Annotated in this window: 18 protein-coding genes; 4 read left to right on the top strand and 14 right to left on the bottom strand. The window is 70.3% G+C overall.

Annotated elements, in window-relative coordinates; all coding sequences use genetic code 11:
* Positions 1 to 49: 49 nt before the first annotated feature.
* The 6 genes from IF78_RS0138580 to IF78_RS0138555 form a co-directional block, all read right to left on the bottom strand.
* The gene (locus tag IF78_RS0138580) at positions 50 to 1,291 is read right to left on the bottom strand and encodes a DegT/DnrJ/EryC1/StrS family aminotransferase (RefSeq protein WP_031487206.1); all 1,242 of its coding nucleotides are present in this window, start codon (positions 1,289 to 1,291) and stop codon (positions 50 to 52) included.
* 125 nt (positions 1,292 to 1,416) lie between these two features.
* Positions 1,417 to 2,544 carry a GNAT family N-acetyltransferase gene (locus IF78_RS0138575; RefSeq protein WP_031487205.1) on the bottom strand — a complete coding sequence of 376 codons (1,128 nt, stop codon included), beginning with the start codon at positions 2,542 to 2,544 and terminating at the stop codon, positions 1,417 to 1,419.
* A gap of 228 nt (positions 2,545 to 2,772) precedes the next feature.
* Positions 2,773 to 3,543: a class I SAM-dependent methyltransferase gene (locus IF78_RS0138570; protein WP_031487204.1), complete on the bottom strand. Its 771-nt coding sequence runs from the start codon at positions 3,541 to 3,543 to the stop codon at positions 2,773 to 2,775.
* Between the two features lie 95 nt (positions 3,544 to 3,638).
* Positions 3,639 to 4,856, bottom strand: coding sequence for an aminotransferase class V-fold PLP-dependent enzyme (locus IF78_RS0138565; RefSeq protein WP_031487203.1), 1,218 nt, complete (start codon positions 4,854 to 4,856; stop codon positions 3,639 to 3,641).
* A gap of 4 nt (positions 4,857 to 4,860) precedes the next feature.
* The gene (locus tag IF78_RS0138560) at positions 4,861 to 6,192 is read right to left on the bottom strand and encodes a pyridoxal-phosphate dependent enzyme (protein WP_031487202.1); all 1,332 of its coding nucleotides are present in this window, start codon (positions 6,190 to 6,192) and stop codon (positions 4,861 to 4,863) included.
* A complete protein-coding gene (locus IF78_RS0138555; protein ID WP_031487201.1) occupies positions 6,189 to 7,655 on the bottom strand; it encodes a Y4yA family PLP-dependent enzyme in 1,467 nt (488 codons plus the stop codon). The genes IF78_RS0138560 and IF78_RS0138555 overlap by 4 nt, the downstream gene beginning before the upstream one ends.
* A gap of 269 nt (positions 7,656 to 7,924) precedes the next feature.
* On the opposite strand from IF78_RS0138555, the gene IF78_RS0138550 reads away from it, so the two are divergent.
* Complete coding sequence (locus tag IF78_RS0138550; RefSeq protein WP_037642281.1) at positions 7,925 to 10,168, top strand: WD40/YVTN/BNR-like repeat-containing protein; 2,244 nt, start codon at positions 7,925 to 7,927, stop codon at positions 10,166 to 10,168.
* 54 nt (positions 10,169 to 10,222) lie between these two features.
* On the opposite strand, the gene IF78_RS0138545 is transcribed toward IF78_RS0138550, so the two are convergent.
* The 4 genes from IF78_RS0138545 to IF78_RS46995 form a co-directional block, all read right to left on the bottom strand.
* A complete protein-coding gene (locus IF78_RS0138545) occupies positions 10,223 to 10,633 on the bottom strand; it encodes a VOC family protein (RefSeq protein ID WP_031487199.1) in 411 nt (136 codons plus the stop codon).
* Positions 10,634 to 10,731: 98 nt separating this feature from the next.
* Positions 10,732 to 12,630 (bottom strand): molecular chaperone HtpG, encoded by a 1,899-nt coding sequence (htpG, locus tag IF78_RS0138540; RefSeq protein WP_031487198.1) that lies wholly within the window; start codon positions 12,628 to 12,630, stop codon positions 10,732 to 10,734.
* Between the two features lie 116 nt (positions 12,631 to 12,746).
* Complete coding sequence (locus IF78_RS0138535) at positions 12,747 to 13,469, bottom strand: class F sortase (protein WP_078662753.1); 723 nt, start codon at positions 13,467 to 13,469, stop codon at positions 12,747 to 12,749.
* 115 nt (positions 13,470 to 13,584) lie between these two features.
* Positions 13,585 to 14,658 (bottom strand): hypothetical protein, encoded by a 1,074-nt coding sequence (locus IF78_RS46995; protein WP_037642279.1) that lies wholly within the window; start codon positions 14,656 to 14,658, stop codon positions 13,585 to 13,587.
* A gap of 225 nt (positions 14,659 to 14,883) precedes the next feature.
* Here IF78_RS46995 and IF78_RS0138520 point away from each other — a divergent pair, with 225 nt between their 5' ends.
* Entirely contained in the window at positions 14,884 to 15,999 is a 1,116-nt protein-coding gene (locus IF78_RS0138520) for an acyltransferase family protein (protein WP_031487194.1), read from the top strand.
* A 9-nt stretch (positions 16,000 to 16,008) separates the two neighbouring features.
* Here the strand turns inward: IF78_RS0138520 and IF78_RS0138515 are convergent, their stop codons facing one another.
* The 4 genes from IF78_RS0138515 to IF78_RS0138500 form a co-directional block, all read right to left on the bottom strand.
* Positions 16,009 to 16,605: a TetR/AcrR family transcriptional regulator gene (locus IF78_RS0138515; RefSeq protein ID WP_031487193.1), complete on the bottom strand. Its 597-nt coding sequence runs from the start codon at positions 16,603 to 16,605 to the stop codon at positions 16,009 to 16,011.
* A gap of 19 nt (positions 16,606 to 16,624) precedes the next feature.
* Positions 16,625 to 18,688 (bottom strand): discoidin domain-containing protein, encoded by a 2,064-nt coding sequence (locus IF78_RS0138510; RefSeq protein WP_031487192.1) that lies wholly within the window; start codon positions 18,686 to 18,688, stop codon positions 16,625 to 16,627.
* 154 nt (positions 18,689 to 18,842) lie between these two features.
* Positions 18,843 to 19,619 (bottom strand): class I SAM-dependent methyltransferase, encoded by a 777-nt coding sequence (locus tag IF78_RS0138505; protein ID WP_031487191.1) that lies wholly within the window; start codon positions 19,617 to 19,619, stop codon positions 18,843 to 18,845.
* Between the two features lie 44 nt (positions 19,620 to 19,663).
* The gene (locus IF78_RS0138500) at positions 19,664 to 19,993 is read right to left on the bottom strand and encodes a branched-chain amino acid transporter permease (protein WP_031487190.1); all 330 of its coding nucleotides are present in this window, start codon (positions 19,991 to 19,993) and stop codon (positions 19,664 to 19,666) included.
* Between IF78_RS0138500 and IF78_RS51010 the strand changes: the two genes are divergently transcribed.
* Both IF78_RS51010 and IF78_RS0138490 read left to right on the top strand, forming a co-directional pair.
* Positions 19,992 to 20,336, top strand: a complete 345-nt coding sequence (locus tag IF78_RS51010) for a hypothetical protein (RefSeq protein WP_031487189.1) — start codon at positions 19,992 to 19,994, stop codon at positions 20,334 to 20,336. The two genes, IF78_RS0138500 and IF78_RS51010, sit on opposite strands and share 2 nt — an antisense overlap.
* A gap of 62 nt (positions 20,337 to 20,398) precedes the next feature.
* The gene (locus IF78_RS0138490) at positions 20,399 to 22,327 is read left to right on the top strand and encodes a glycoside hydrolase family 5 protein (RefSeq protein ID WP_031487188.1); all 1,929 of its coding nucleotides are present in this window, start codon (positions 20,399 to 20,401) and stop codon (positions 22,325 to 22,327) included.
* Positions 22,328 to 22,394 lie beyond the last annotated feature (67 nt).

Raw genomic sequence — 22,394 nt, 5'->3', positions numbered from 1 at the left:
GTGCGGCTCGGCGGCGCGGTCCGCGGTGGCCGGTACGGGGATGGGGCCGCTACTGGCCCAGGGGCGTGGGGGGCGTGGTCGTGGCGTCGAACACGGGCGTGGTCGGCAGCGGAGGGTGTGCGGGCGTCGCCCGTTCCTTCGTCAGCGCCCCTGCGATCCTGCGGGCCAGGAGGGGGTCGGCCGGCAGGGTGTGGGCGGCGAACCAACGGGCGGCCGACGGGTCGGGGGACGGTTCGACGAACTCGGCGCCCGCGTAGTCGTCGAGCGGCGGGTCGTAGACGTATCCGGCGACCACGCCGTGGTTCACCAGGCGTTCGAGGAGGGCGTCGCGGTCGTGGACCAGCAGCGGTACCCGGAACAGGGACGGCGGGCCCTCACCCGCCCGGTCGCGCAGGGCCTGGGTGGCCCAGGTGGTGCCCGACAGCAGTGCGACACCGGCCCGGCGCCGGGCGAGGTCGCCGTCCAGCAGGGCCATCCGCAGCTCCAACTGCCCGCGCACCAGGGCGCCGTGGCGGGAGCGGAAGCCGTGCAGGTCGACCCGTACCCAGGGTTCGTACGCGGCCAGGCTCGGTGCCTGGCGTGCGCGGCCGGCGAGGCGGGGCGCGTGCAGGGCCATACGGAAGTCGTCGCGCTCCAGCAGCTTCAGGCGCTGCATCGTGCGCCACACCGGCCGCACCAGGTGGAGTGTGCGTACGGCGGACCGCGCCAGCGGGCGCAGCGTGCTGGTCAGGTCGTCGCGCAGGCGCCGTGGGGTCAGCAGGTCGTCGCGCAGCAGCTCCAGCTCCCGCCGGGTGCGCGCGTCCTCGACGACGAGGAACCCGCCGGCCATCGCCGCCACGTGCTTGGACAGGCTGAACGCGGCTGCCGTCCCGAAGGTCCCGATCGGCTGCCCGTCCACGTGGGTGCCGATGGCGTGGGCCGCGTCCTCGATCAGGGGGACCCCCAACTGGTCACATCGGCGGCGCAGTTCGACGACGCGGTCCGGCATGCCGTACAGGTTCGTGGTCAGGACGGCGTCCACGGTGCGCCAGGTCGACTCCGGTACGGCGGCCGGGTCGATGTTGCCGTCCCAGGGGGACACGGGTGCCTGGACGGGGCGCAGTCCGGCCGCGAGGACGACGAAGAGGATCACGTCGTCGTTCACCGGCGACATCAGCACCCGGGCGCCGGGCCGGCACCAGCGTCGCAGTGCCAGGTACAGGGCCAGTCGGGCCGAGGGCGTGTAGACGCATTCGCGTCCGATGCGCCGTGTCATCATCGCGGCGAGCCGCGATCCGTACGGCATGGTCACCTCTTCCGTGGCAGGGTACGAAGAAGGGCCGCCCGGTGCGGGCGATGAGCGCTCTCGAACGTCGTTCGATGCCTCCGCGCCAGGGAGGTGGGAAAGCTGCGACGCGTGACAGGGGCGGCTCCCGCTCAGCGGGCGCGGGCTCCCACTCCCGGTGAATGGGTCGGGCCCGAGGTGCGCAGCGTGCCGACGGCCTTCAGCAGCCGGTCGGCGGGCTCGCGCAGCCTGGGGTGGGCCAGGACCGTGTTTCTCAGGCCCCGCACCGGTCTGCGCCACATCCGGTGGGCCGCCGCCACCGGGTGCGGGCGGGCCGCGAACCCTTCGGCCACCCGAAGTTCACGGGTCTTGAGCCAGTCCTTGTACTCCTTCGCGCCGCGTCCCATGTCCATGAGCGTCACGCCGTCCCGGCCCGCGGCCCAGGCCATCCGCAGGTGCATCATCAGCCCGGGCGAGTAGTAGCCGAACTCCGGGTCGTACGCCGTGAACCAGGCGCCGAACACGGTGCGCGACCGAGGCCCGAAGTGCGCGGCGACCGGCCGGTCACCGGCGTACACCACGGACAGGATGCCGGTGAAGTGCTCCTCGCGGACCTGGAAGAAGTGGTCCACCAGGCCCACGATCCACGGCTTGGCGAACCGGTCCATCCGCCCCGTCCTGCGGTACTGGGCCGACTTCCACCGCATCAGTGTGCGCAGCACGCGCGGGTCGCGCTCGTCGTAGACGAACCGCACCTCGCCAGCGTCCCGGCCGAGCCGGCGCTCCTTCTTCAGTGTCGTCTTGGCGAGCCCCGGGTAGGTGGCGCGCAGCCACTCCGGGTAGTCGCCCTCGCCGGGCTTCAGGTCGAGCACGGGAGACGCGAACGTCCCGGTGACGTACGGGCCGAACGGCCGCTGCTGCGCGACGAGGTGATCGAACTCGAAGACGGACAGCCCGCAGGAGCGCAGCAGTTGGCGGGGATCCCAGGTGACGCCCGGCCGGTGCACGAGCGCCTGGCAGTCGGAGAGGCCCAGACCGATGGCGCGGCCGACCCCGTACGCGTTGCGCTCGTAGGGGAAGAAGCCGACGGCCTCTTCGTTCTCGCGCAGCACCGCGACCCTGGCCCCACCGCGGTACCTGCTCACGCCGATCGTGAACTCCGGTGCCAGAAAGGGGTTGGCGTAGTCGGGTGACTCGTCCATCGCCCGGTGCCACGCGCGGTGCAGCGACTCGTTCAGCTCTTCGGGTCTGTGAATCGTGATGGCGCTCGTGGATCGCATGGCGATACCGCTCCCCCCAGAATCCCCCCAAGGCGCACGTATTGGCGCCTCGTCACATTTTCCCCCATGTCGAACTTTGTGACGAGGCTCAAACGTCGCGAAACCGTACGCACACTGTCAAGGTGCCGGGGCGATCCTTTAGCTGTGCTTGGTGAGGCACCGACCGACGGACAACAGATGGAAGTCGGTGAGGCCCAACGCCCGTCTCGCGGGCGCCACACACCTCCGTCAGCGGACCGCGACGAGGACGTGGCTGTCGCCGTACTGCCAGACCACACCCACATGCCCGAACCCCGCCCGGCGCAGCAGCCGTTGATGCGCGGACGGCGACAGGCGCGCCGCGCCTCCGACCGCCCCCGTCACCGGCGGCCGGAGGCGGCGTCGGCGTTCGGCGAGGAGGTCGGCCAGCTCGGCGTCCGCCGCGACGGCCGTCCACCAGGAGGCCCAGTCCTCGTGGGCGAAGTCGTGCCGGCGTGCGGCATGGCGGCGTCCGACGTGTCCGGCCAGTTCGGCGAGCACTCCGTCGTCGTGCGGGAAATGATCGCCGTTGACCAGGACGCCGCCGGGCCGCAGCACCGCCGCAAGCCGGCCATAGGTGCGGCGCAGGGTGTCGACGTCCAGGTAGTGCAGGGCCGTCGTCGACACGGCCGCGTCCAGCGGCCGGTCCAGCTCCAGGGCCTCGGTCCAGCCCTCCTCACCGATCACCGTGTCGACATAGCGGGCCGCGTCCGCGTGGTGGGTGCGGGCCAGCTCCAGCAGCAGCGGATCCATGTCCACCCCCACGATGTCGGCGTCCGGCAGCCGCCGGGCCAGCCGCGCCGCCAGCGACCCGGGACCGCAGCCGAGGTCCACGATCGCCGGGCGGGTCCGGTCTCTCACGGACTGCTCGACGACATCGGCGATCACCGTGAACCGCTCCTCGCGGTCGACGGCGTACCGCTGCTGCTGGAGTTCCCAGCGCTCCACCCACCGTTCGGCCGTCGCCAGGCTCAGCCCCATCCCGTCGCGCCACCTCGCCGTTCCGCACCTGTTCGCACTGTCTGCGCCAGACCCTACAGGTGGAAACGGTTCCCATTCCCTCTAACGGCGGTACGTCACCCGAGGGTGGCAAGGACGGCCAGCAGCCGGTCGATCTCCTCGGCGGTGTTGTGGACGTGCAGACTCACCCGCACCGAGCCGGTCCGCTCCCCCGCGCTTCCTTGGCAGTGGTGGTCGGAGCGGACCATGAAGCCGTGGCTGAACAGGATGAAGCCCAGGTCGGAGGAGTCGATGGCGTGGTGCCGGAAGGTGACGATGCCCAGGCGCCGCTGCACGGAGGAGTCCGCGGCCAGGCTGGTCTGGCAGCCGAGGATCTCGTAGGTCTCCAGGTGGCGCAGCCCCTCGGTGAGCCGGGCCGCCAGGGCGACCGTCCACCGCTCGATCCGGTCGGTCCCGGCGGCTTCCAGCCAGTCCAGGGCGGTGGTGAGGGAGGCGATGCCGACGGTGTTGGGGCTGCCGGACCAGCCGCCCGGCGTGAACTCCGGGCCACGGGCCTGGCGGGCCCAGACGGCTCCCGTGCCGGGCAGGGCCATCGCCTTGTGCCCTGAGAAGACGACGAAGTCGACGTCCAACTCCGCCACGGACACCGGCAGATGGCCGATGCTCTGGGCCGCGTCCAGGCAGATGACCGCGTCCGGACCGACGGCACGGCGGATACGGTGGATGTTCATGTCGCCGCCGTAGACGTGGTGCACGTGGGTGGCGGCGACGAACCGGGGTCGCCCGCTAGCCGGTTCGCCGAGCGCGATGTGGTCGTAGTCGCCGGAGGAGCGCTGGTACGGCATCGGCCGCACGCGGATGTGGACGCCCTGGCGGGCCAGGTCCCGCTGGGTCTCCAGCCAGGGCGCGATGTTCGCCTCGTGGTCGGCGACGGGGACGACGATCTCGTCGCCGTCCGCGAGAAGCCGGGGCAGCCAGTCGAGGGCGACGGTGCGCAGGCCCTCGGTGGTACCGCTGGTGAAGTGCACGGCCGAGCGCTCGGGGGCGGGGTCGTCGAGGAAGCGCTTGACCCGGTCGCGGGCCTGCTCGACCAGGGACGTGGTCCGGTTGGCCCAGGGGTAGGTGCCGCGTCCGGCGTTGGCGTTGGTCGTGGTGAGGTAGGCGTGGGCGGCGTCGAGTACCGCCTGTGGCTTCTGGGCGGTGGCCGCGCTGTCCAGGTAGGCCAGTTCCGGGTGCGCGGTGATGATGGGGAACTGGGCGCGCAGGGCACGCTGCCACTCCCCCAGCTCATCGATGACGTGTGTGACTTGGGTGCCGGTCCTGGGTACGGTCATGGGCTCAGTCCCGGACGAGGGGCGCGCCCGCGTCGCGCCAGGCGATGATGCCGCCGGTGAGGCTACGGACCTCGGGATGGCCCATCCGGGTCAGCAGGGCGGCGTAGCGGGCGGACTTCTCGCCGACCGGGCAGGCCAGCAGGACCGGGCGGTTGCGGCTGAACGGCAGCCCTCCGTGCAGGAGTTCCTCGAAGAGCTCGTCGACGATGTTGACGGAGCCGTCGATGTGCAGGGCAGCGTAGGCATAGGGGCTGCGCAGGTCGACGACGAGCGGTTCGCCGGTGCCGATCCACGCCTGGGCGTCGGCGACGGTGATGGCCGGCGCCGTGCGGATCTCGGCGTCCGACAGGTCGGCCGGGGAGTTCCTGCGGCGCGGGCGGCCGAAGAGGTCGGGGCGCCGGTGGCGGACGTAGCTCAGATAGCTCTCCACGCGGTCGCAGACGATGAAGACGGCCGACTGGCGCTCCGTCAGGTTCTCATCCAGAGCACGCAGTTGGCGAACGGCCCCGAAGTAGGCGGCACCTCCGGTGGGGCCGGCCAGGATGCCGCAGCGGCGGTTGAGGGTGAGCATCCCCTCGATCGCCTCGTCGGCGCTCACCGACTCGATCGTGTCGTAGGTACCGGGGTCGAACAGGCCCACCTCGTGCGCCTCGTCGATGGTGCGGATGCCGGGGATGAAGTCGGACTTGGCCGCGACCAGGCCGACGACCCGTACGGCGGGGTCGTGTTCGCGCAGGGCGCGGGCGACGCCGGTGGAAGAGCCGGCGGTGCCCACGCAGGCGATGAACCAGTCCGGCGCCCGGCCGTCCAGGTCCTTGACGATCTCCGGTCCGGTGCCGGTGAAGTGGGCCTCGGTGTTGCGCGGGTTGAAGTACTGGTCGGTGTGCAGAAGCGTGCTGTCGGGCTCGGAGAGGGCGCGATGGAAGAGGGTGAGCGGGTCGTCGGTGGCGGTGGGGTCCAGGCACTCGCTCTGGCCGGGCAGTTCCTCGATCTCCGCGCCGAGCAGCAGGAGCAGGTCCTTGATCTCCGGGATGCGCATCCGGTTGGTGACGCTTTTGAAGGTCAGGCCGTGCATGCCCGCGAGGACGGCCAGGGCCTTGGCGGTGTTGCCGCTCGACAGCTCGACGACCTGGCCGGCCCCCTCGGCCGTGGCGGAGGCCGCTGCGGTCAGGTGTGGACGCGCCATGTTCCAGGCCGCCCGGTCCTTGACCGAACCGAAGGGATTGAGCAGCTCCAGCTTGGCGTACAGGTCGATGCGCCCCAGGCCGTGCACTGCCGGGTCGATGCGCACCAGCGGTGTGTTGCCGATGGCCTCGGTGATGCTGTCGTACCTCACTGCGCTCCCCCCACGGGTGTGGTCGGCCAGTACTGGTCGTCCAGGCACCAGCGCCAGGTGTCGCCCTCCTGCCAGACGGCGATCTTGCGGGCGACGGGCTGGTGCTGGGCACGGGTGGCGTGGAAGTCCATGCAGTAGCCGGCCGTGTTGGCGAACGCCAACAGGTCGCCCGGTTCGGGGCGACGGGGCAGGAAGACCGTGCGGCGGGTGATCAGGTCGGACTCCAGGCAACGGCTGCCGAAGAGATGGACGGCGACCGGTTCGGTGGCGGCGCGTGCCGGGCTGCGTGGCACGACGACGGGGTCCATCAGCACCCCGTGCTCCTCCAGGGCGACGTCGTCGGCCTTGGCCGCGAGCCGTACGGCCGACGGCCCGCCGGTCTCCTGGTCACGCACCTCCAGGACCTTCGTCAGGGTCAGTCCGCACTGGTCCAGCAGCGCCCGGCCGGGTTCGGTCTGCAGGTCGTAGAGGTGCTCCAGCAGTTGGGCGGCCAGGGGGCGGCCGCCGAGGGACGCGGCCGGGTGCGACAGCAGTTCGTCGAGGTAGTGGGCTCCAGCGACCGGGCGGTGGGCGGGGTACAGGCCGAGCGTGCCGCGCAGGGTGCCGGCTTCGCTGCGCAGTCCGTAGCCGTGGCCGCCGTAGGTCAGGGGCGGGCGGATGCCGAGGACGGCTTCCGTGAGTTCGGTCGTGTACCGCTCCCACTGCCCGCCGTCGGTAAGGTAGTTGACGCCGAAGCCGCCGCCGATGTCCACGGCCCGGGGCCTGAGCCCCCGGCTGCGGCACTCCTCCAGCACCCGCAGACAGCCCTCCAGCGCGGTGGCCTTCTCGGCGAGGCTCGTCGTGTCCAGGTGATAGGCCACGCCGACCGGGTCGACCACGTCGGCGTGCCGCTCGACGGCCTCCAGCAGGGGATCCAACTCCCCCACCGGGGTGCCGAATCGGCTACGGCGACTCAGCACCCGCACACCGGACGCCTCGAACCCCGAGAGCCGGAGCAGGATGCGGACCCTCGGCAAGGCGTGTTTGCGTACCAGTGCGGCGAGTTGGTCCAGTTCACCTCGCGTGTCGAGGCTGACGGTGACCGACGTGCGGGCCGCCAGCCACAGGAACTCCGGGTTCTTGGGGCCGGTGGCGGTGATCCGGTCGGGCGTGAATCCGGCGCCGAGGGCGTGTTGCAGCTCGCCCAGCGAGGCGACGTCCACGCCTGCGTCCGTGGCGGCGAGCCGTCGCAGCAGGGCACTGGACCGGTTGGCCTTGTGGGCGAAGAACACCTGGCCGGACAGGTGGTGCTTGCCGTAGACGGAGCGGAACTGCTCGAGGTTGTCGGCGAGTTGGTCGGGGACGACCAGGTTCAGTGGAGACCCGAGAGCGCCGGAGAGCGTGTGCAGCAGATCCGGTGAGTCCAGCAATGAGCGCAGCCGCGACTCCAGCCGCGGTTCGAGATACAAGGGCTTCCCGCCCATGTACGGCCCCTCCCAGTGCTTCCGGCCCGGCAGTCCGGGCACTGACGACCACTCCCCGCGGTTTGCCGTATAGCTCCTTTCCCTTCCTTCAGGTGGTTTACGCCCTGTAGCTACCCCCGTGGGTGGTTACGTCAGTGGACCGGCCGGATCCCACCAGTGTCGGAGGCACCCATCGGCTCCAGGCTGACCATCGAGCACCCTTCTGCTCAACTGCCTTCTCTCGTAACGTCATTGCCGCTCGAGATCGCCATGACGATGGAAGGGGCTTCATGGGCAGAGGTCTGCTGTCTCTGGTTCTCACCGCGGTCACCGGCGCCGCGTTGCTCGCGGCACCTGCGGCGGCCGCGCCGACCCCGCCGTCCGGGTCGGCCGCGCCGCCCGGCCCTTCGGATGTGTACCGGCCGGTTCGCGGGCCGGCCGCCCCCGCCGAGTACCGCTACCTCCAGAAGACCCTGCCGGGACAGTCGATTCCGCGCCACGCCCATGACCTCGCCGCCACGCAGGCCCGCGAACTGCCCACCGTCGGCGGACGCTGGAAGGGCATCGGCCCCACCAACATCGGCGGGCGGATCGTCTCCCTCGCGCTCGACCCGAAGCGCGCCGACACCCTGTACGCGGCGGCCGCGAGCGGCGGGCTGTGGCGCAGCACGGACGCCGGGGCCACGTTCCACTCGGTGTGGCCCGACAGTTGGACGCAGGCCATGGGCGCGGTGGCCACCGCCCCAGACGGCACCCTGTACGTCGGCACCGGTGAGCCCAACCCGGGCGGCGGGAGCATCACCTACGAGGGGACGGGGCTGTACCGGAGCCGGGACGGCGGCCGGACCTGGACGCGGATCGGCCTGCGCGACTCCGGCGCGATCAGCGCCATCACCGTCGACCCGGCCGACCCGCGCCGCATCTATGTCGCCGCGGCCGGCTCGCTGTACAACGGCGGTGGCGACCGGGGCGTCTACCGCTCGGAGGACGGCGGCGCGACCTGGGAGCGGATCCTCGCCGGCGCCACCGAGTTCACCGGCGCCACCGAGATCGTGGTCGACGGCGACCGCCTCTACGCCGTGCTGTGGGACCACCGCCGAACGCCCGAACTGCGGACGTACGGCGGTGTCGGCTCGGGCGTCTTCCGCAGCACGGACGACGGCGCGACCTGGCAGCGGCTCGGCGGCGGGCTGCCGGCCGCGGGCCCGGACGTGGGGCGCATCGGCCTGGCGGTCGCCGGCGAGCGGCTCTATGCGATCGTCAACAAGGCCAGTGGCCCCTTCGAGGGCTTCTACGCCTCCTCCGACAGCGGCGACAGCTGGAGGCGCACCCCTGCCAACGATGATCTGACGGGCTCCCAGTCCAGCTTCGGCTGGTGGTTCGGCAAGGTGTGGATCGACCCCAGGGACAGCGAGCATGTGCATCTGGCCGGCGTGCCCCTGATGACCACGAAGGACGGCGGCGACACCTGGACGGCCGACGACACCAGCATGCACGTCGACCAGCACGCCATGGTGTGGGACCCGCGTCGTCCGGGTCGCGTCTACCTCGGCAACGACGGCGGCGTCTACCGCTCCGACTCGGGCGGCGACGGCGGCTGGGTGAAGTCCCGCCACCAGCCGTACACCCAGCTCTACAGCGCGGCGATCAGCCCGCAGGACGTCACCCGGATCTCGGGCGGCGCCCAGGACAACGGCTCGCTGCGCTCCTGGGGCGGGGAGGGGTTCAACGAGTACCTCGGCGGCGACGGCGAGGAAAACCTGATCAACCCGACCGATGTGAACAACGTCTTCGCCTGCTACCAGTACGGCAACTGCTTCAGCTCGACCGACGGCGGCGACACGCTCACGTACTTCGCGGACCGGACGACGTACAAGCGCCGCAACTGGTTCACCCCGGTGGTCTTCGATCCGCGCGACCCGAAGATCCTCTACTACGGCTCGGAGGTGCTGAACCGCTCCACCGACGGCGGCGCCACCTGGCAGCCGATCAGCCAGGACCTCAGCGGCGGCCCGGGCCCCGACCCGATCTACACCAACTACGGCACGATCACCTCCATCGCCCCGGCGGGCGACGGCAGGACCGTGTACGTCGGCACGGACGACGGCCGCGTCTGGGTCACCCGGGACCTCGGGACGACGTGGACCAAGCTGGCCGAGGGCCTGCCCTGGGTGACCCGGGTGGTCGTCGACCCGAGGAATCCCGACCGCGTCTGGACCACGCACTCCGGCTACCGCTCCGGCTCCCCGCTGCCCCATGTCTACGGCAGCACCGACGGCGGCCGGCACTGGCGGAACCTGTCGGGCAACCTCCCGGCGGCGCCCGTCAACGACCTGGTCGTCGCCCGCGGCGGGATCCTCTACATCGGCACCGACCAGGGCGTCTTCACCAGCGTCACGGGCGGCGGCCACTGGCTGCGGCTCGGCCGCGGCATGCCGCAGGTGCCGGTCGACGACATCGAGTACGACGCGGGTCACCGCCGCCTGGTGGCCGCGACCTTCGGCAGGGGCTTCTATGAACTGACCACTCCCTGATTGCCGGTGCGGGAGGGGCCGGTCGGCCTCCGGGATCGGCCCCTCGGACCGCGCTCAGCCACCCTGGCCGGCGATGTTGACCATCCAGGTGATGCCGAACCGGTCCGTACACATGCCGAAGACATCGCCCCACATCTGCTTGTCCAGCGGCACCGTCACCGAGGCGCCCTCGGAGAGCTTTTCCCAGTAGCCGCGCAGTTCGGCGTCGTCGTCGCCGCTCAGGCTCACGGCGATGTTGTTGCCCGGGTTGTGGTCACCGGTCGGGGTGTCGGCGGCCATCAGGGTGAAGTCGCCGGATGTCTCCAGCATGCCGTGCATGATCTTGTCGGCCATGGGGGTGTCCTTCTGACCGAACTCCGCGTAGGTGTTGAGGGCGAGGGTGCCGCCGAAGACTTCCTTGTAGAACTCCAACGCCTGCCGGGCGTCGCCGGCGAAGGTGATGTAGGGGTTGAGGCGCGAGGCCATGGATCCTCCCGGAACGGTGCCAGTTACCGACTCCAAGGAAGCTAGCGCGGGCCACTGACAATGGCCCGCGCACACGCCCACATGGCCGACCGCACCGGCTACAGGGTGCGCTCCAGACGGTCCGCGACCAGCTTCACGAACCGCGCCGGGTCCTTGGGCTGGCCGCCCTCGGCGAGCACCGCCAGCGTGTGCAGCAGCTCGGCGGACTCGACGAGCCCGGAGCGGTCCTCGCGCTCCTTGTACGCCTGGTTCAGACCCTTCACCAGCAGGTGGTCGGGGTTGAGCTCCAGGATCCGCTTGGTGCGCGGCACCTCCTGGCCCATCGCCCGGTACATGTTCTCCAGGGCCGGAGTCAGATCCTGCGCGTCCGAGACGACGCAGGCCGGGGAGACGGTGAGCCGCGTCGACAGGCGCACCTCCTTGATGTCCTCGTCGAGCTGCTCGCCCATCCAGCCGAGCAGCCCGGCGTACTCCTCGGCCTGCTTGGCCCGCTCGCCATCGGCCTTCTCGTCCCCCTCGGCGTCGAGGTCGATCTCGCCCTTGGTGACGGACCGCAGCTTCTTGCCCTGGTACTCGCCCACGGTGTCGACCCACACCTCGTCGACGGGGTCGGTGAGCAGCAGGACCTCGATGCCCTTGTCCCGGAACCTCTCCATGTGCGGGGAGTTCTCGATGCTCTGCCGGGACTCGCCGGTGATGTAGTAGATGTCGTCCTGGCCGTCCTGCATCCGCTCGACGTACCGCGCGAGCGTGGTCGGCTCGTCGTCGGCGTGGGTGGTCGCGAACGAGGCGACGGCGAGGATGGCCTCGCTGTTCTCGGAGTCGGTGACCAGGCCCTCCTTGACGACGGTGCCGAACTCCCGCCAGAACGTCGCGTAGCGGTCGGCGTCCTTGGTCATGATCTCCTTGACCGTGGACAGCACCTTCTTCGTCAGCCGGCGCTGCATCATGCGGATGTGCCGGTCCTGCTGGAGGATCTCGCGCGAGACGTTGAGCGAGAGGTCGGCCGCGTCGACGACGCCCTTGACGAAGCGCAGGTAGGGCGGCAGAAGCGCCTCGCAGTCGTCCATGATGAAGACGCGCTTCACATAGAGCTGGACGCCGCGCTTGAACTCCCGCGTGAACAAGTCGTGCGGGGCGTGCGAGGGGATGAAGAGCAGGGACTGGTACTCGAAGGTGCCCTCCGCCTGGAGGCGGATCGTCTCCAGCGGCTCGCGCCAGTCGTGGCTGATGTGCTTGTACAGCTCGTGGTACTCGTCGTCGGACACCTCGTCACGCGAACGCGCCCACAGGGCCTTCATCGAGTTCAGCGTCTCGGGCTCGGGCGCGTCGTCACCGTCGCCGGTCTCCGGGACCATCCGGATCGGCCAGGTGATGAAGTCCGAGTACCTCTTGACGATCTCCCTGATCTTCCACGGGGAGGTGTAGTCGTGGAGCTGGTTCTCGGGGTCGGCGGGCTTGAGGTGGAGCGTGACGGACGTGCCCTGCGGCGCGTCGTCGACCGTCTCCAGCGTGTACGTGGCCTCACCGCGCGACGTCCACCGGGTCCCCTGGCCCTCGCCGGCGCGCCGGGTCACCAGCGTCATCTCGTCCGCCGCCATGAAGCCGGAGTAGAAGCCGACGCCGAACTGGCCGATGAGCCCCTCGGCCCCGGCCTCGTCCTGGGCCTCCCGCAGCTCCTTCAGGAAGGTCGCCGTCCCCGAGTTGGCGATGGTGCCGATGAGCTTCCCGACCTCGTCGTACGACATCCCGATGCCGTTGTCCCGCACCGTGAGGGTACGGGCCTCCTTGTCGACGTCGATCTCGATGTGCAGGTCTGACACGTCGGCGTCCAGGGTGTCGTCCCGCAGCTTCTCCAGGCGCAGCTTGTCGAGCGCGTCGGACGCGTTGGAGACGAGCTCCCGCAGGAAGACATCCTTGTTCGAGTAGACCGAGTGAATCATCAGCTGGAGCAGCTGACGGGCCTCTACCTGGAACTCAAACGTCTCGGTCGGCATGGTTCGCGACTACCTCACAGGTTCAGTCACCGGAACTGGTCGCAGTCACTGTAAGACACGAGGTCAGCGCGGAGTGCAGGGGTTCGGGAAGGAGCCCGGCCCGAGCCGGCGGCGGGTCATGCGAGATGGGCGAAGACGACCAGGTTCGCGGTGTAGTCCTTGGCGCTGCGGTCGTAGTCGCCGGCGCAGGTGATGAGCCGGACCTGGGCCCGGGGGGTGTCGCCGTACACCCGCTTGCTGGGGAAGCTGTCCTTGTCGAACGTCTCCACACTGTCGATCACGAAGGAGGGCTTGCGCCCGTCCTCTCTCAGCACCTGGAAGCGGTCGCCCTTCTTCAGCTCGCTCAGGCTCACGAACACCGCGGGGGACGTCGTGGTGTCCACGTGCCCGGCGATGATCGACGTGCCCGCCTCACCGGGGGACGCTCCCTTGGCGTGCCAGCCGACGAGGTTGGTGTCGTTGGCCGGCGGGGGCTCGAGCTGGCCCGAGCTGCCGATGGCGAGGTCGGTGAAGGGCGCGTCGACCGAGATCTTGGGGATGAGCAGGCGTACCGGCCGGGACCTGGGCAGATGCTTGCCCTCGGCGCGCTGGGTGTGCGCGGACGGCTTGCCCGCGCCCTCCGGCTCGGCGGACGACTCGACGACGGATGGAGCGTGCGGTGCGCGACGGGCTTCGGACGCCTCGTGCCGGCCGTCGGGCAGGGTCACCACCAGGACCATGGCGACGACCGCGCTCCAGAACAACGCCACTGCCGTGCGCCTTATGCGCTGTGAGGGCAGGGAAACGGTGTCGGGAGCAGCCGGCTCGGCTTCGGGGGACGGAGGACGGCCGTCGGCCATCGGGTACCACCTCATTCGGGCAGGGCAGGGGACACGACAGGGGTAGAGGTAAGCGGGGCCGCCGCGGCGCGCGACGCACGCGCGGCGGCCACGGCGGTTATGTCATCGGGCATGGTCAGGCCGCGGTTCCGGATGCCTTCTTACGGCGCAGCGCGTACACGCCGGTGCCGGCTACCGCCAGCATGGCGAGCCCACCGGCGGTGACACCCGGCTCGGCGAGGCCGCCGCCACCGGTGTGCATCCCGCCGTGCGGCTTGTCGTGGTCGCCGCCCCAGGACTCCTTGCCGTGCTCGTCGCCCTTCCACGAGTCCTTGTCGTGGTCGCCGCCCCAGGAGTCCTTCTCGTGACCGTCCTCCTTGTAGCTGTCCGGGTCGAACTTCGAGTCCTTGTCGCCGCCCCTCAGGGCCGCCGCCAGCGCTCCGCCACCGGTGTGCACGCCGCCCTTGGGCTTCTCGTGCTTGCTTCCCTTGTCGTACTCCTTGCCGGAGTCCTTGTCGTAGTCGTCCTTGCCGTGCTCGTCGTCCTTGCCGTGCTCCTCCTTGCTGTAGTCGTCCTTGCTGTAGTCGTCCTTGCCGTGCTCGTCCTTGCTGTAGTCGTCCTTGTCGTGCTCGTCCGTCAGAGCCGCCGCCAGCGCTCCGCCACCGGTGTGCACGCCGCCCTTGGGCTTCTCGTGCTTGCTTTCCTTGTCGTACTCCTTGCCGGAGTCCTTGTCGTAGTCGTCCTTGCCGTGCTCGTCCTTGCCGTGCTCGTCCTTGCTGTAGTCGTCCTTGCCGTGCTCGTCCTTGCCGTGCTCGTCCTTGCTGTAGTCGTCCTTGCCGTGCTCGTCCTTGCTGTAGTCGTCCTTGTCGTGCTCGTCCGTCAGGGCCGCCGCCAGCGCTCCGCCACCCGTGTGGACGCCGCCCTTGGGCTCGTCGTGCTTGCTTTCCTTGTCGTGGTCCTTGCTGTAGTCCTTGTCGTACTCGTCCTTGCTGTAGTCGTCCTTGCTGTAGTCGTCCTTGCCGTAGTCCTTCCCCTTCTCCTCCTCCTTGCCGGAGCCGTGCTCCTTGCCGGAGTCCTTGTCGTGGTCCTCGCTGTAGGAGGACGAGTCCTCCTTGTCCCAGTCACTCGCGGTGATGGCGTATGCGGCGGGCGCGATCGCCAGGGCGGCCGTAGCCGTCGCGGTGGCGAGCAGCATGCGGGCAGAGCGCATAGGTGAATCCTTTCGTCACGGCCTGGGCGGCTGACGCTTCATCACCGCTTGGGCCAGACCTTGACGTGATCCACCGTCAGCCATTCCCCCGAGTCGCACCATTCGGAGCGATCACATGGGTTACGGCGGCACCCCTACGGCCCTATGGCCCGGGCACCTCGGCGGGTGACCGGCGGGTATCCCCACAGGAGGTTTGCCCGCCCCGGAAGTGGTGAGGCGCGTGGGATGCCGAAGCCCGTCCCCACAGCCGTCACCGCCCCGGCCACCGCTCCCGGTCGCGCCACGGCAGCGCCTCCCGGGCCCGCCGACCAGCGGGACCCGTTCTTCGACAACGCCAAGTACGCGGCGATCGTGCTGGTGGCGGTGGGGCATGCGTGGGAGCCGCTGCGGGACGGCAGCCGGAGCGTAAGCGCGCTGTACATGCTCGTGTACGCCTTCCACATGCCGGCCTTCATCATCATGTCCGGGTACTTCTCCCGCGGCTTCGACGGCCGCCCCAAACACCTCGAGCGCCTGGTCACCGGCCTTGTCGTCCCTTACGTCGTCTTCGAGACGGCGTACACCCTCTTCACCAGGTGGACCGACCAGGAGCCGGACCGCCCGATCACCCTGCTGGACCCGCTCTACCTGACGTGGTTCCTGGCGGCGCTGTTCCTGTGGCGGCTGACCACCCCGCTGTGGCAGCGGGTGCGGCTGCCGGTGCCGCTCGCGCTCGGCGTGGCGATGCTGGCCACCCTGTCGCCGTCCATCGGCAACGACCTGGACCTGCAGCGCGCCCTGCAATTCCTGCCGTACTTCGTGCTGGGGCTGTCGCTGAGGCCGGAGCACTTCCGGCTGGTGCGACGCCGGGCGGTGCGGATCGCGGCCGTGCCCGTGTTCGCGTGCGCGTCGGTGGTGGCGTACTGGGCGGTCCCGCGGATGACGGGCGGCTGGTTCTACCACCGCGACAGTGCCGAGGAGCTGGGGGCGCCCGGGTGGTACGGAGTGGTGATGACGCCGGTGCTGTTCGTCTGCTCGCTGCTGCTGGTGGCGTGCTTCCTGGCCTGGGTGCCCGGCCGGCGGATGTGGTGCACGGTGCTGGGGGCGGGCACGCTGTACGGCTATCTGCTGCACGGTTTTGTCGCGCAGGGGGCCAAGTTCTGGGGCTGGTACGACCCCGCCTGGATCCACCGGCCGCTCGGCGCGGTCGTCGTCACCCTCGTGGCCGCCGTGGTCGTGACGCTGCTGTGCGCACCGCCCGTCCGGCGCGCCTTGCGCTGGGTGGTGGAACCGGACCTGCGGTGGTGGTTCCGGAGGGAGACCGCGCAACCGGCCCGGGACCGGGCCGCCGCGCACGGGTGACGTACCCCGTCAGGTCTCGCTCACCAGGCCGGCCATGTGCGCGGTGACGGTGTCGAGGATGTCGTTCCAGGCAGCCTCGTCGCCGAGCACGAGGTAGTTGAGGGTCAGTCCGTCGGTCATCGCGGCCAGGTAGCGGGCCAGGACGGGGGCGGGGACGCGCAGGCGCAGGCCCATGCTCTGCCGCAGCTGGTCGATGAGGTCGGCGTACGTCTCGGCGTACAGCTCGTACTGGCGTCGCGCCAGGTGCTCGAAGCCGGGCCGGCGCAAGGCGTACTGGGTCAGCTCGTAGGTGAGCATGTGCTCGTCCGGGTGGGCGCGGACGTGGTCCCAGTAGGCCTGGAAACCGGCCCGGACGGTCTCCTCCAGGGTGGCCCGGGGCCGTAGGGCCTCCTTGACCAGCGTCACGTAGTGCCCGGTGATGGTCGTGATGACGGACTCGATCAGCTCCTGCTTGGAGTCGAAGCAGTAGTGGAAGACGCTCAGCGAGACGCCCGCCTCGGCGGCGATGGACCGGGTCGTCGTGTTGGGTACGCCGTCCCGGGCCATCGCCCTGATCGCCGCCTCGGTGAGCTGTCGCCGCCGCTCGGCGGACGGCAACCGTGCCATGGAGCCCCTTTCGTGGGTGTCAGCTGCTGTGGACGCCGACCTCGTAGAGGGAGTAGCCCCACTCGGTGCCGCGCTCCAGCCCGTGGATGCGGACGTATCTGGCCGGCGTGCCGGTGAATCTGGCCGTGTCCAGGCCGCCGTCACCGGCGGTGGTGGACCAGGCGGTCCGCCAGTTCGCGCCGTCGGTGGAGAGCTCGACGCGGTACGACTTGCCGTACGCGCGCTCCCAGTCGAGGGTGACCCGGCCGACCCGGTGGGTGGCGCCGAGGTCGACCTGGTACCACTGGTCGGCGCTCCAGTCGCTCGCCCAGCGGGTGCGGCCGTCGCCGTCGACGGCCCGGTTCGGCTGGTAGCTGGTGAACAGGCTCCACTCGGAGGAACTGGCCGAGGTGCTCGCACCACGCGCCAGATTGACCCCGGCCTCGTGGTTCTCGGAGGCCCCCCAGGTGTCGAGGTAGGACTCGGCGCCCCGGAAGAGGTCGTCCACCACGTCCTGGCCGCCGACGCGGCGGATGTCCTCGATCCAGTCCGGGACGAGGCCGTAGTGGGCGGCTCCGTCGGTGTTGAGGTCCCAGGTGCGCTCGCCGGTGGTCTGCCGGTCGATGAGGGAGCCGCCGTCGACGCTCTGGAAGGGGTACGTCACCTTGTTCGGGGCGTCCGCGCCGCGCGGTCCCGGCCAGCCGCCGACGCCGTTCATGTCGGTGCCGTAGCCGTAGCCCACGCCGTACTTGTCGCGCAGGGCCTCGGTGCGCTTCGCCTCCGCGATGAAGCCCTCGGAGCCGTGCATGTACTGGGCGATGAAGCCGCCGAGGTCGTAGACCCGTTCGGTCCAGTCCAGGTCCATCCAGCTGTGCGAGGAGAGCACGCCGGGGTACGACTCGGCCTTGAAGATGTCGAGCACCCGGCCGGTGGCCTTGACGCTCATGTGGTCGATCTCGAGCATCATCTTGCGTTTCATCATGCCCCGTACGGCGTATTCGCCGAGTTCGGTGAGGCCTCGGACGTTGCACTGGGCGTCCGCGTCGTACGAGGGGACCTCCACGCCCGCCGGGAGCTCCTTCTCGGCTGCGGGTGCCGCGGCACCGCCGATGGGGTTGTCGTGCTGCGGTCCGGTGCACTTCTCCGTCTTCCAGAAGGTGCCGGTCGACAGGAACTGGCCGACGTTGATGGCCGTTCCTAGGGTGCCCTCGTCGAAGCGGACCCCGCACAGGGCGTTGTCGAACTTGTGGCACAGGAACATGCTGCGCACGCCCAGCGCGTACAGCTCGTCCAGGCCCTTGTCGATGTCCTCCTTGCTGCACTGCGCGATGTCGAGGATCTGCTTGCAGCCGAACGGCTCGGAGGTCTCGACGCCGAGGATGACCGCCAGCTTGCCCTGCTCGATGACCTCGCGGGCCTGCGCGCTGTCGGTGACGATCCGGAACCAGCCTTTTCCGGTGCCGCCGTACATCTTGTCGATGTAGGCCTGCATGTCGTACGTGAGCTTGGCCTGCAGCCGGATGGACGTCATCTCGTCACAGCTGCGGTCCTTGAAGAAGTACACGGAGCAGATCACGCCGTTGGTGACGAGGTCGTTGACGAGCACGCGCTGGCCGCCGCGCCAGGCCCGCTCGATCCAGGCGTAGTAGTTCTGCTGGTGGGTCAGCGAGTCGTGGGCGGGCCAGTCCTTGAAGGTGGGCCAGCCGACCGGGTCGTGCTTGCCGTCGCCGCCGTTGGTGATGAAGTCGAAGATGGCGAGCGAGCCGTCGGGGTAGTGCTCGGGGCAGTCCTTGAGGGCGTCGGCGATGCCCTGCTCGGAGAAGGGCTTTCCGCAGATCAGACGGCCGCCGAAGGCCTCGTTGGAGAAGATGTGGTCGTGCGCGTCGACGAAACCGCGTACCTCGCCCTCGGCGTTGGTGCCGGTGAAGGGCTCGCCCGTGACGTTGAGCCGGGAGTCCGGCGCGGGCCGTGCGGTCGGGTTCCACCAGTCGGTTCCGGCCGCCGAACTCGGCGTGGGGCCGAGCGCGACGGACAGCACGAGCAGGAGGAGCGACACAACAGTGACGTTTTTGCGTCTGCGGTACGGGCGTCCGGCACTGGTCACAGCCCACGTCCCTCGGTCGGCGGGATGGCGGGGTCGACTTGTCATGACCTCGCAAGATGTCCGACGAGGATGGCCACTGCCGCATGCCGAGTCAAGAGTCCGGGACAGATGACCTACTGGCCGGTACTGGATGACCTACTGACGAGGAGTCGGTTCACTCCGCGTGGGTGACCCGGATTTTCGACTGGCCGTGCGGCAGCGCCTCCCAGTCCGTCATGAAGCGGGCCCGCAGGCCGTGCTTCTCGGCCAGGGCGACGAGGGTCTCGGTGCGGTAGTAGAAGTCCTCCCGCAGGACGTGGTGTTCCTCGCCCTCGGTGCGGTCGAAGGTGAAGTCGAACCAGCCGCCGGGGGCGAGCACCCGGCCGACGTTGGCCAGGCACTCCTCGATGACCGGGAGCGGCGAGTGGGAGAAGACGCTGTGCGCGTGCACGACGTCGAAGTGGGCGTCGGGCAGGAACCGCAGCGTCAGGTCGCGCACCGGGGTGAGCGTGGGGAGCCGTTGCTGCAGGCCCATCTCGGCGATGGTGTCCTGGGCGGCGAAGAGGATGTCGGGCGAGATGTCGATGCCGTAGTAGTGACCGGGGTCTAGGTGCTGGATGAACCGCCAGCCGCCGCGCAGGTTGCCGCAGCCGATCTCCAACATCCGGTGCTCGGGACGCAGGCCGTGACCGACCAGGTAGTCGAACTGCAGAGCCCCGAGCGCCAGCCACCGTTCACGGCTGTGGCTGCCGACGGCCGCGTCGGGGTCGGCCCGGGTGTCGGAGCGCATCACGGCGCGGTAGTAGGAGACATGGTCCGGGTGGCGGCTGCGCAGCCATATGTCCCGGGCGGTGCGGGCCAGATGGCGGGGCACGCGGTCGGGGTGGCGCAGGGCGTAGGCGAGGCGATGGCCGAGGGCCGCGCGGTTGGCGGTGAGGTTCTTGGCCGGCATGGGGGTCCTGCCTTCCTCGGGGACTTCCTGGGGACGCGGTGCCCTCAGTGGGCGAACACCGTACTGGTCAACGTCACGTGCAGGGCCGTACCCCCGAGGATGCTCAACAGGGCGTTGCGGCGCCACAGGTGCACGCCGACGGTGAGGGTGAACGCCGACAGCGGGGCGAGGACACGGGGTTGGGTGAGCGGCAGGTCGCGCAGGCAGTAGACGACGAGGATCACCATGACGCCGGCGGGCATACGGGTGCTGAGGTACCGCACGGTGGTGCTCGCGCGCAGCGGGGCGAGGGCGGCGAACGGCAGGGCGCGCAGGGCCCAGGTGACGGCGGCGGCGACGATCACCGCGGCGATGGCGTAGCGGGCGTCAGGCATGGCTCGGCTTCCGGGCGGTGGCGAGGTGCCGGGCCAGGAGCCCGGCGAGGAACAGGGCGAAGGCCGCGAGGAGCAGCCGGCCGGGGAGGAGAAGGCGGGCGGCCAGGGCGCTGAGCAGGGCGAGCAGCGGGTTCGACAGGTCGCCGCGCCACTCGCGGACGGCGTCGACGGCCAGGACGGTGAACAGGGCGGTCAGAGCGAAGTCCAGGCCGGTGACGCCGTCCGGAACGAGGCCTCCGAGCAGCGCCCCGATGGTGGCGCCCGCTGTCCAGTACAGGTGCAGGAAGAACTGCAGCCAGAGGATGCGCCGGCCGGACGATCAAGGCCGTCGTGTGAGGTTTGACTGGACCAATGCCCCACCGTGGACCATGATGACGGCGCCATGACAAAGCGTCGTCAGGATGGATGGTGCCCGTGCGCGGATCCTGGGTGAGGACCACACTCGCCGCCGTACTCCTCCTGCTCCCCCTGACCTCCCTTCCCGAGGCCTCGGCCGGGCAGCGGCCCGCTTCCGCGGACGCCGGCCCGACCGCCGCGGCCGACTGGACAGCACCCCTCAGCACCCGCGGCCGCTGGATCGTCGACGCCGACGGCGACCGCTTCAAGCTGCGCTCCGGCAACTGGCACGGAGCCAGCGGCACCTGGAACGGCTCCGGCGATCCGGAGGACGACGCCAACCACCACGCCGGCGAGAACTCCGGGCGGATACCGCTCGGCCTGGACCGCGCCCCCGTGGCCGAGATCATCGCCGGGTTCCGTGAGATCGGGATCAACAGCGTCCGGCTGCCCTTCTCCAACGAGATGATCCACGACAGCCGTCCGGTCACGGACGACGCCGTCGCCGCCAATCCCGCCCTGCGCGGCAGGACCCCGCTGCAGGTGTACGACGCCGTGGTGGGCGAGCTCACCGCCGCCGGTCTCGCGGTGATCCTCAACAACCACACGAACACGACCCGTTGGTGCTGCGGGGTCGACGGCAACGAGCGCTGGAACGCGAGCCGGTCCGCCGAGGCCTGGGAGAACGACTGGTTGTTCATGGCCCGCCGCTACCAGGACAACAAGCGGGTCGTGGGCGCCGACCTCTACAACGAGGTCCGCCGCAACGTCTGGGACGACCCCAACTGGGGCCTCGGTGACGACCACGACTGGTTCGCGGCCTCGCAGCGCGTCGGCGACCGCATCCTGACCGAGGCCAACCAAGATCTGCTGATCATCGTCGAGGGCATCAACTGGACCGGCATCCCCGTCGACGGCTTCGCCCACGAACGCCCCACCCTGGAGCCCGCCCGCCGCCTTTCCCATACGCTCGTCGACTCGGCCAAGCTCGTGTACTCCGCCCACTTCTACGACTACACCGGCCCGAACCACAGCGGCGCCACCGGAACCGGCGAGACCAGCGATCCCCGCTACCGGGACCTGAGCCCCACCGAGCTGATCGCCGTGCTGAACCGCCAGGCCTTCTTCGTCACCGGCGAGGCGGACCGGCACTTCACCGCCCCCGTCTGGATCAGCGAGTTCGGCGTCGGCGGCCGGGACGAGACGGGCGTCAGGCAGCGCGCCTGGTTCGAGAACTTCGTGGACCATCTGATTCGCACGGACGCCGACTTCGCGTACTGGCCGCTCGTCGGCTGGCACGAGGACCGCAAGGGCAACGGCTGGGCCCTGCTGCACTGGGACGCCGGGGGCCACCGTATGGGCCTCTACGACGGCGACGACTGGCGGGCCGCCGCCTGGACCCGGCTCATCGAGGCCGGTGGCCGCAGCGGGCCGGTGGCAGCGGTCGCCGACTGGTCCATGCTCAGCCCCGACCACGGCGACTTCGTCCAGTCACGGCGGATGCGGGCCCTGCCCGACTGGGACTCCGGCGCCCGCAAGGCCGTCTGCCCCGACGGACAGCGGCTGCTGGGCCTGAGCCACACCGGCAACCGGGGCCTGTGCTCGGACGTGACCGCGGGCCCTCTGTGGGACCCGGCCGGCGGGCACGAGGTCGTCGCGGACGAGCGGTATGTCGCGCCGGGGCGCGACTGGGCGTCGGGCTACACCAAACTCCAGTGCCCCGACGGCCGGTTCCTCATCGGATACAGCGTCCGCGGCTCCGCCGTCTCCGCCGCGCTGTGCGCGACCGCACCGCCCGGAAGACTCGGCACGAGCGGCCGTACGGTCTGGTTCGACCGGGGCGACAACCGGGGGTCGGCTCCCAAAGGCGGCGACTTCGCACACGGCCACTACAAGGGGCAGTGCGCCGACGACGAATACGCGGCCGGCGTCGCGTACACCGGCCGGGTGGGCTCCTCCCGGACCCCCGACGCGCTGTACTGCCGCAAGCTGGCCTGACGCCGCGGCCGGGCAGACACGCACGCGGACGGACCGGAGAGGGCCGCCGACGGGACCGGGTCGGGGG

This window comes from Streptomyces bicolor (assembly GCF_000719285.1).
Taxonomy (GTDB): Bacteria; Actinomycetota; Actinomycetes; order Streptomycetales; family Streptomycetaceae; genus Streptomyces; species Streptomyces bicolor.
The sequence above is the reverse complement of the archived record's forward strand: the minus strand, read 5'-3'. Positions and strand labels throughout refer to the sequence as shown.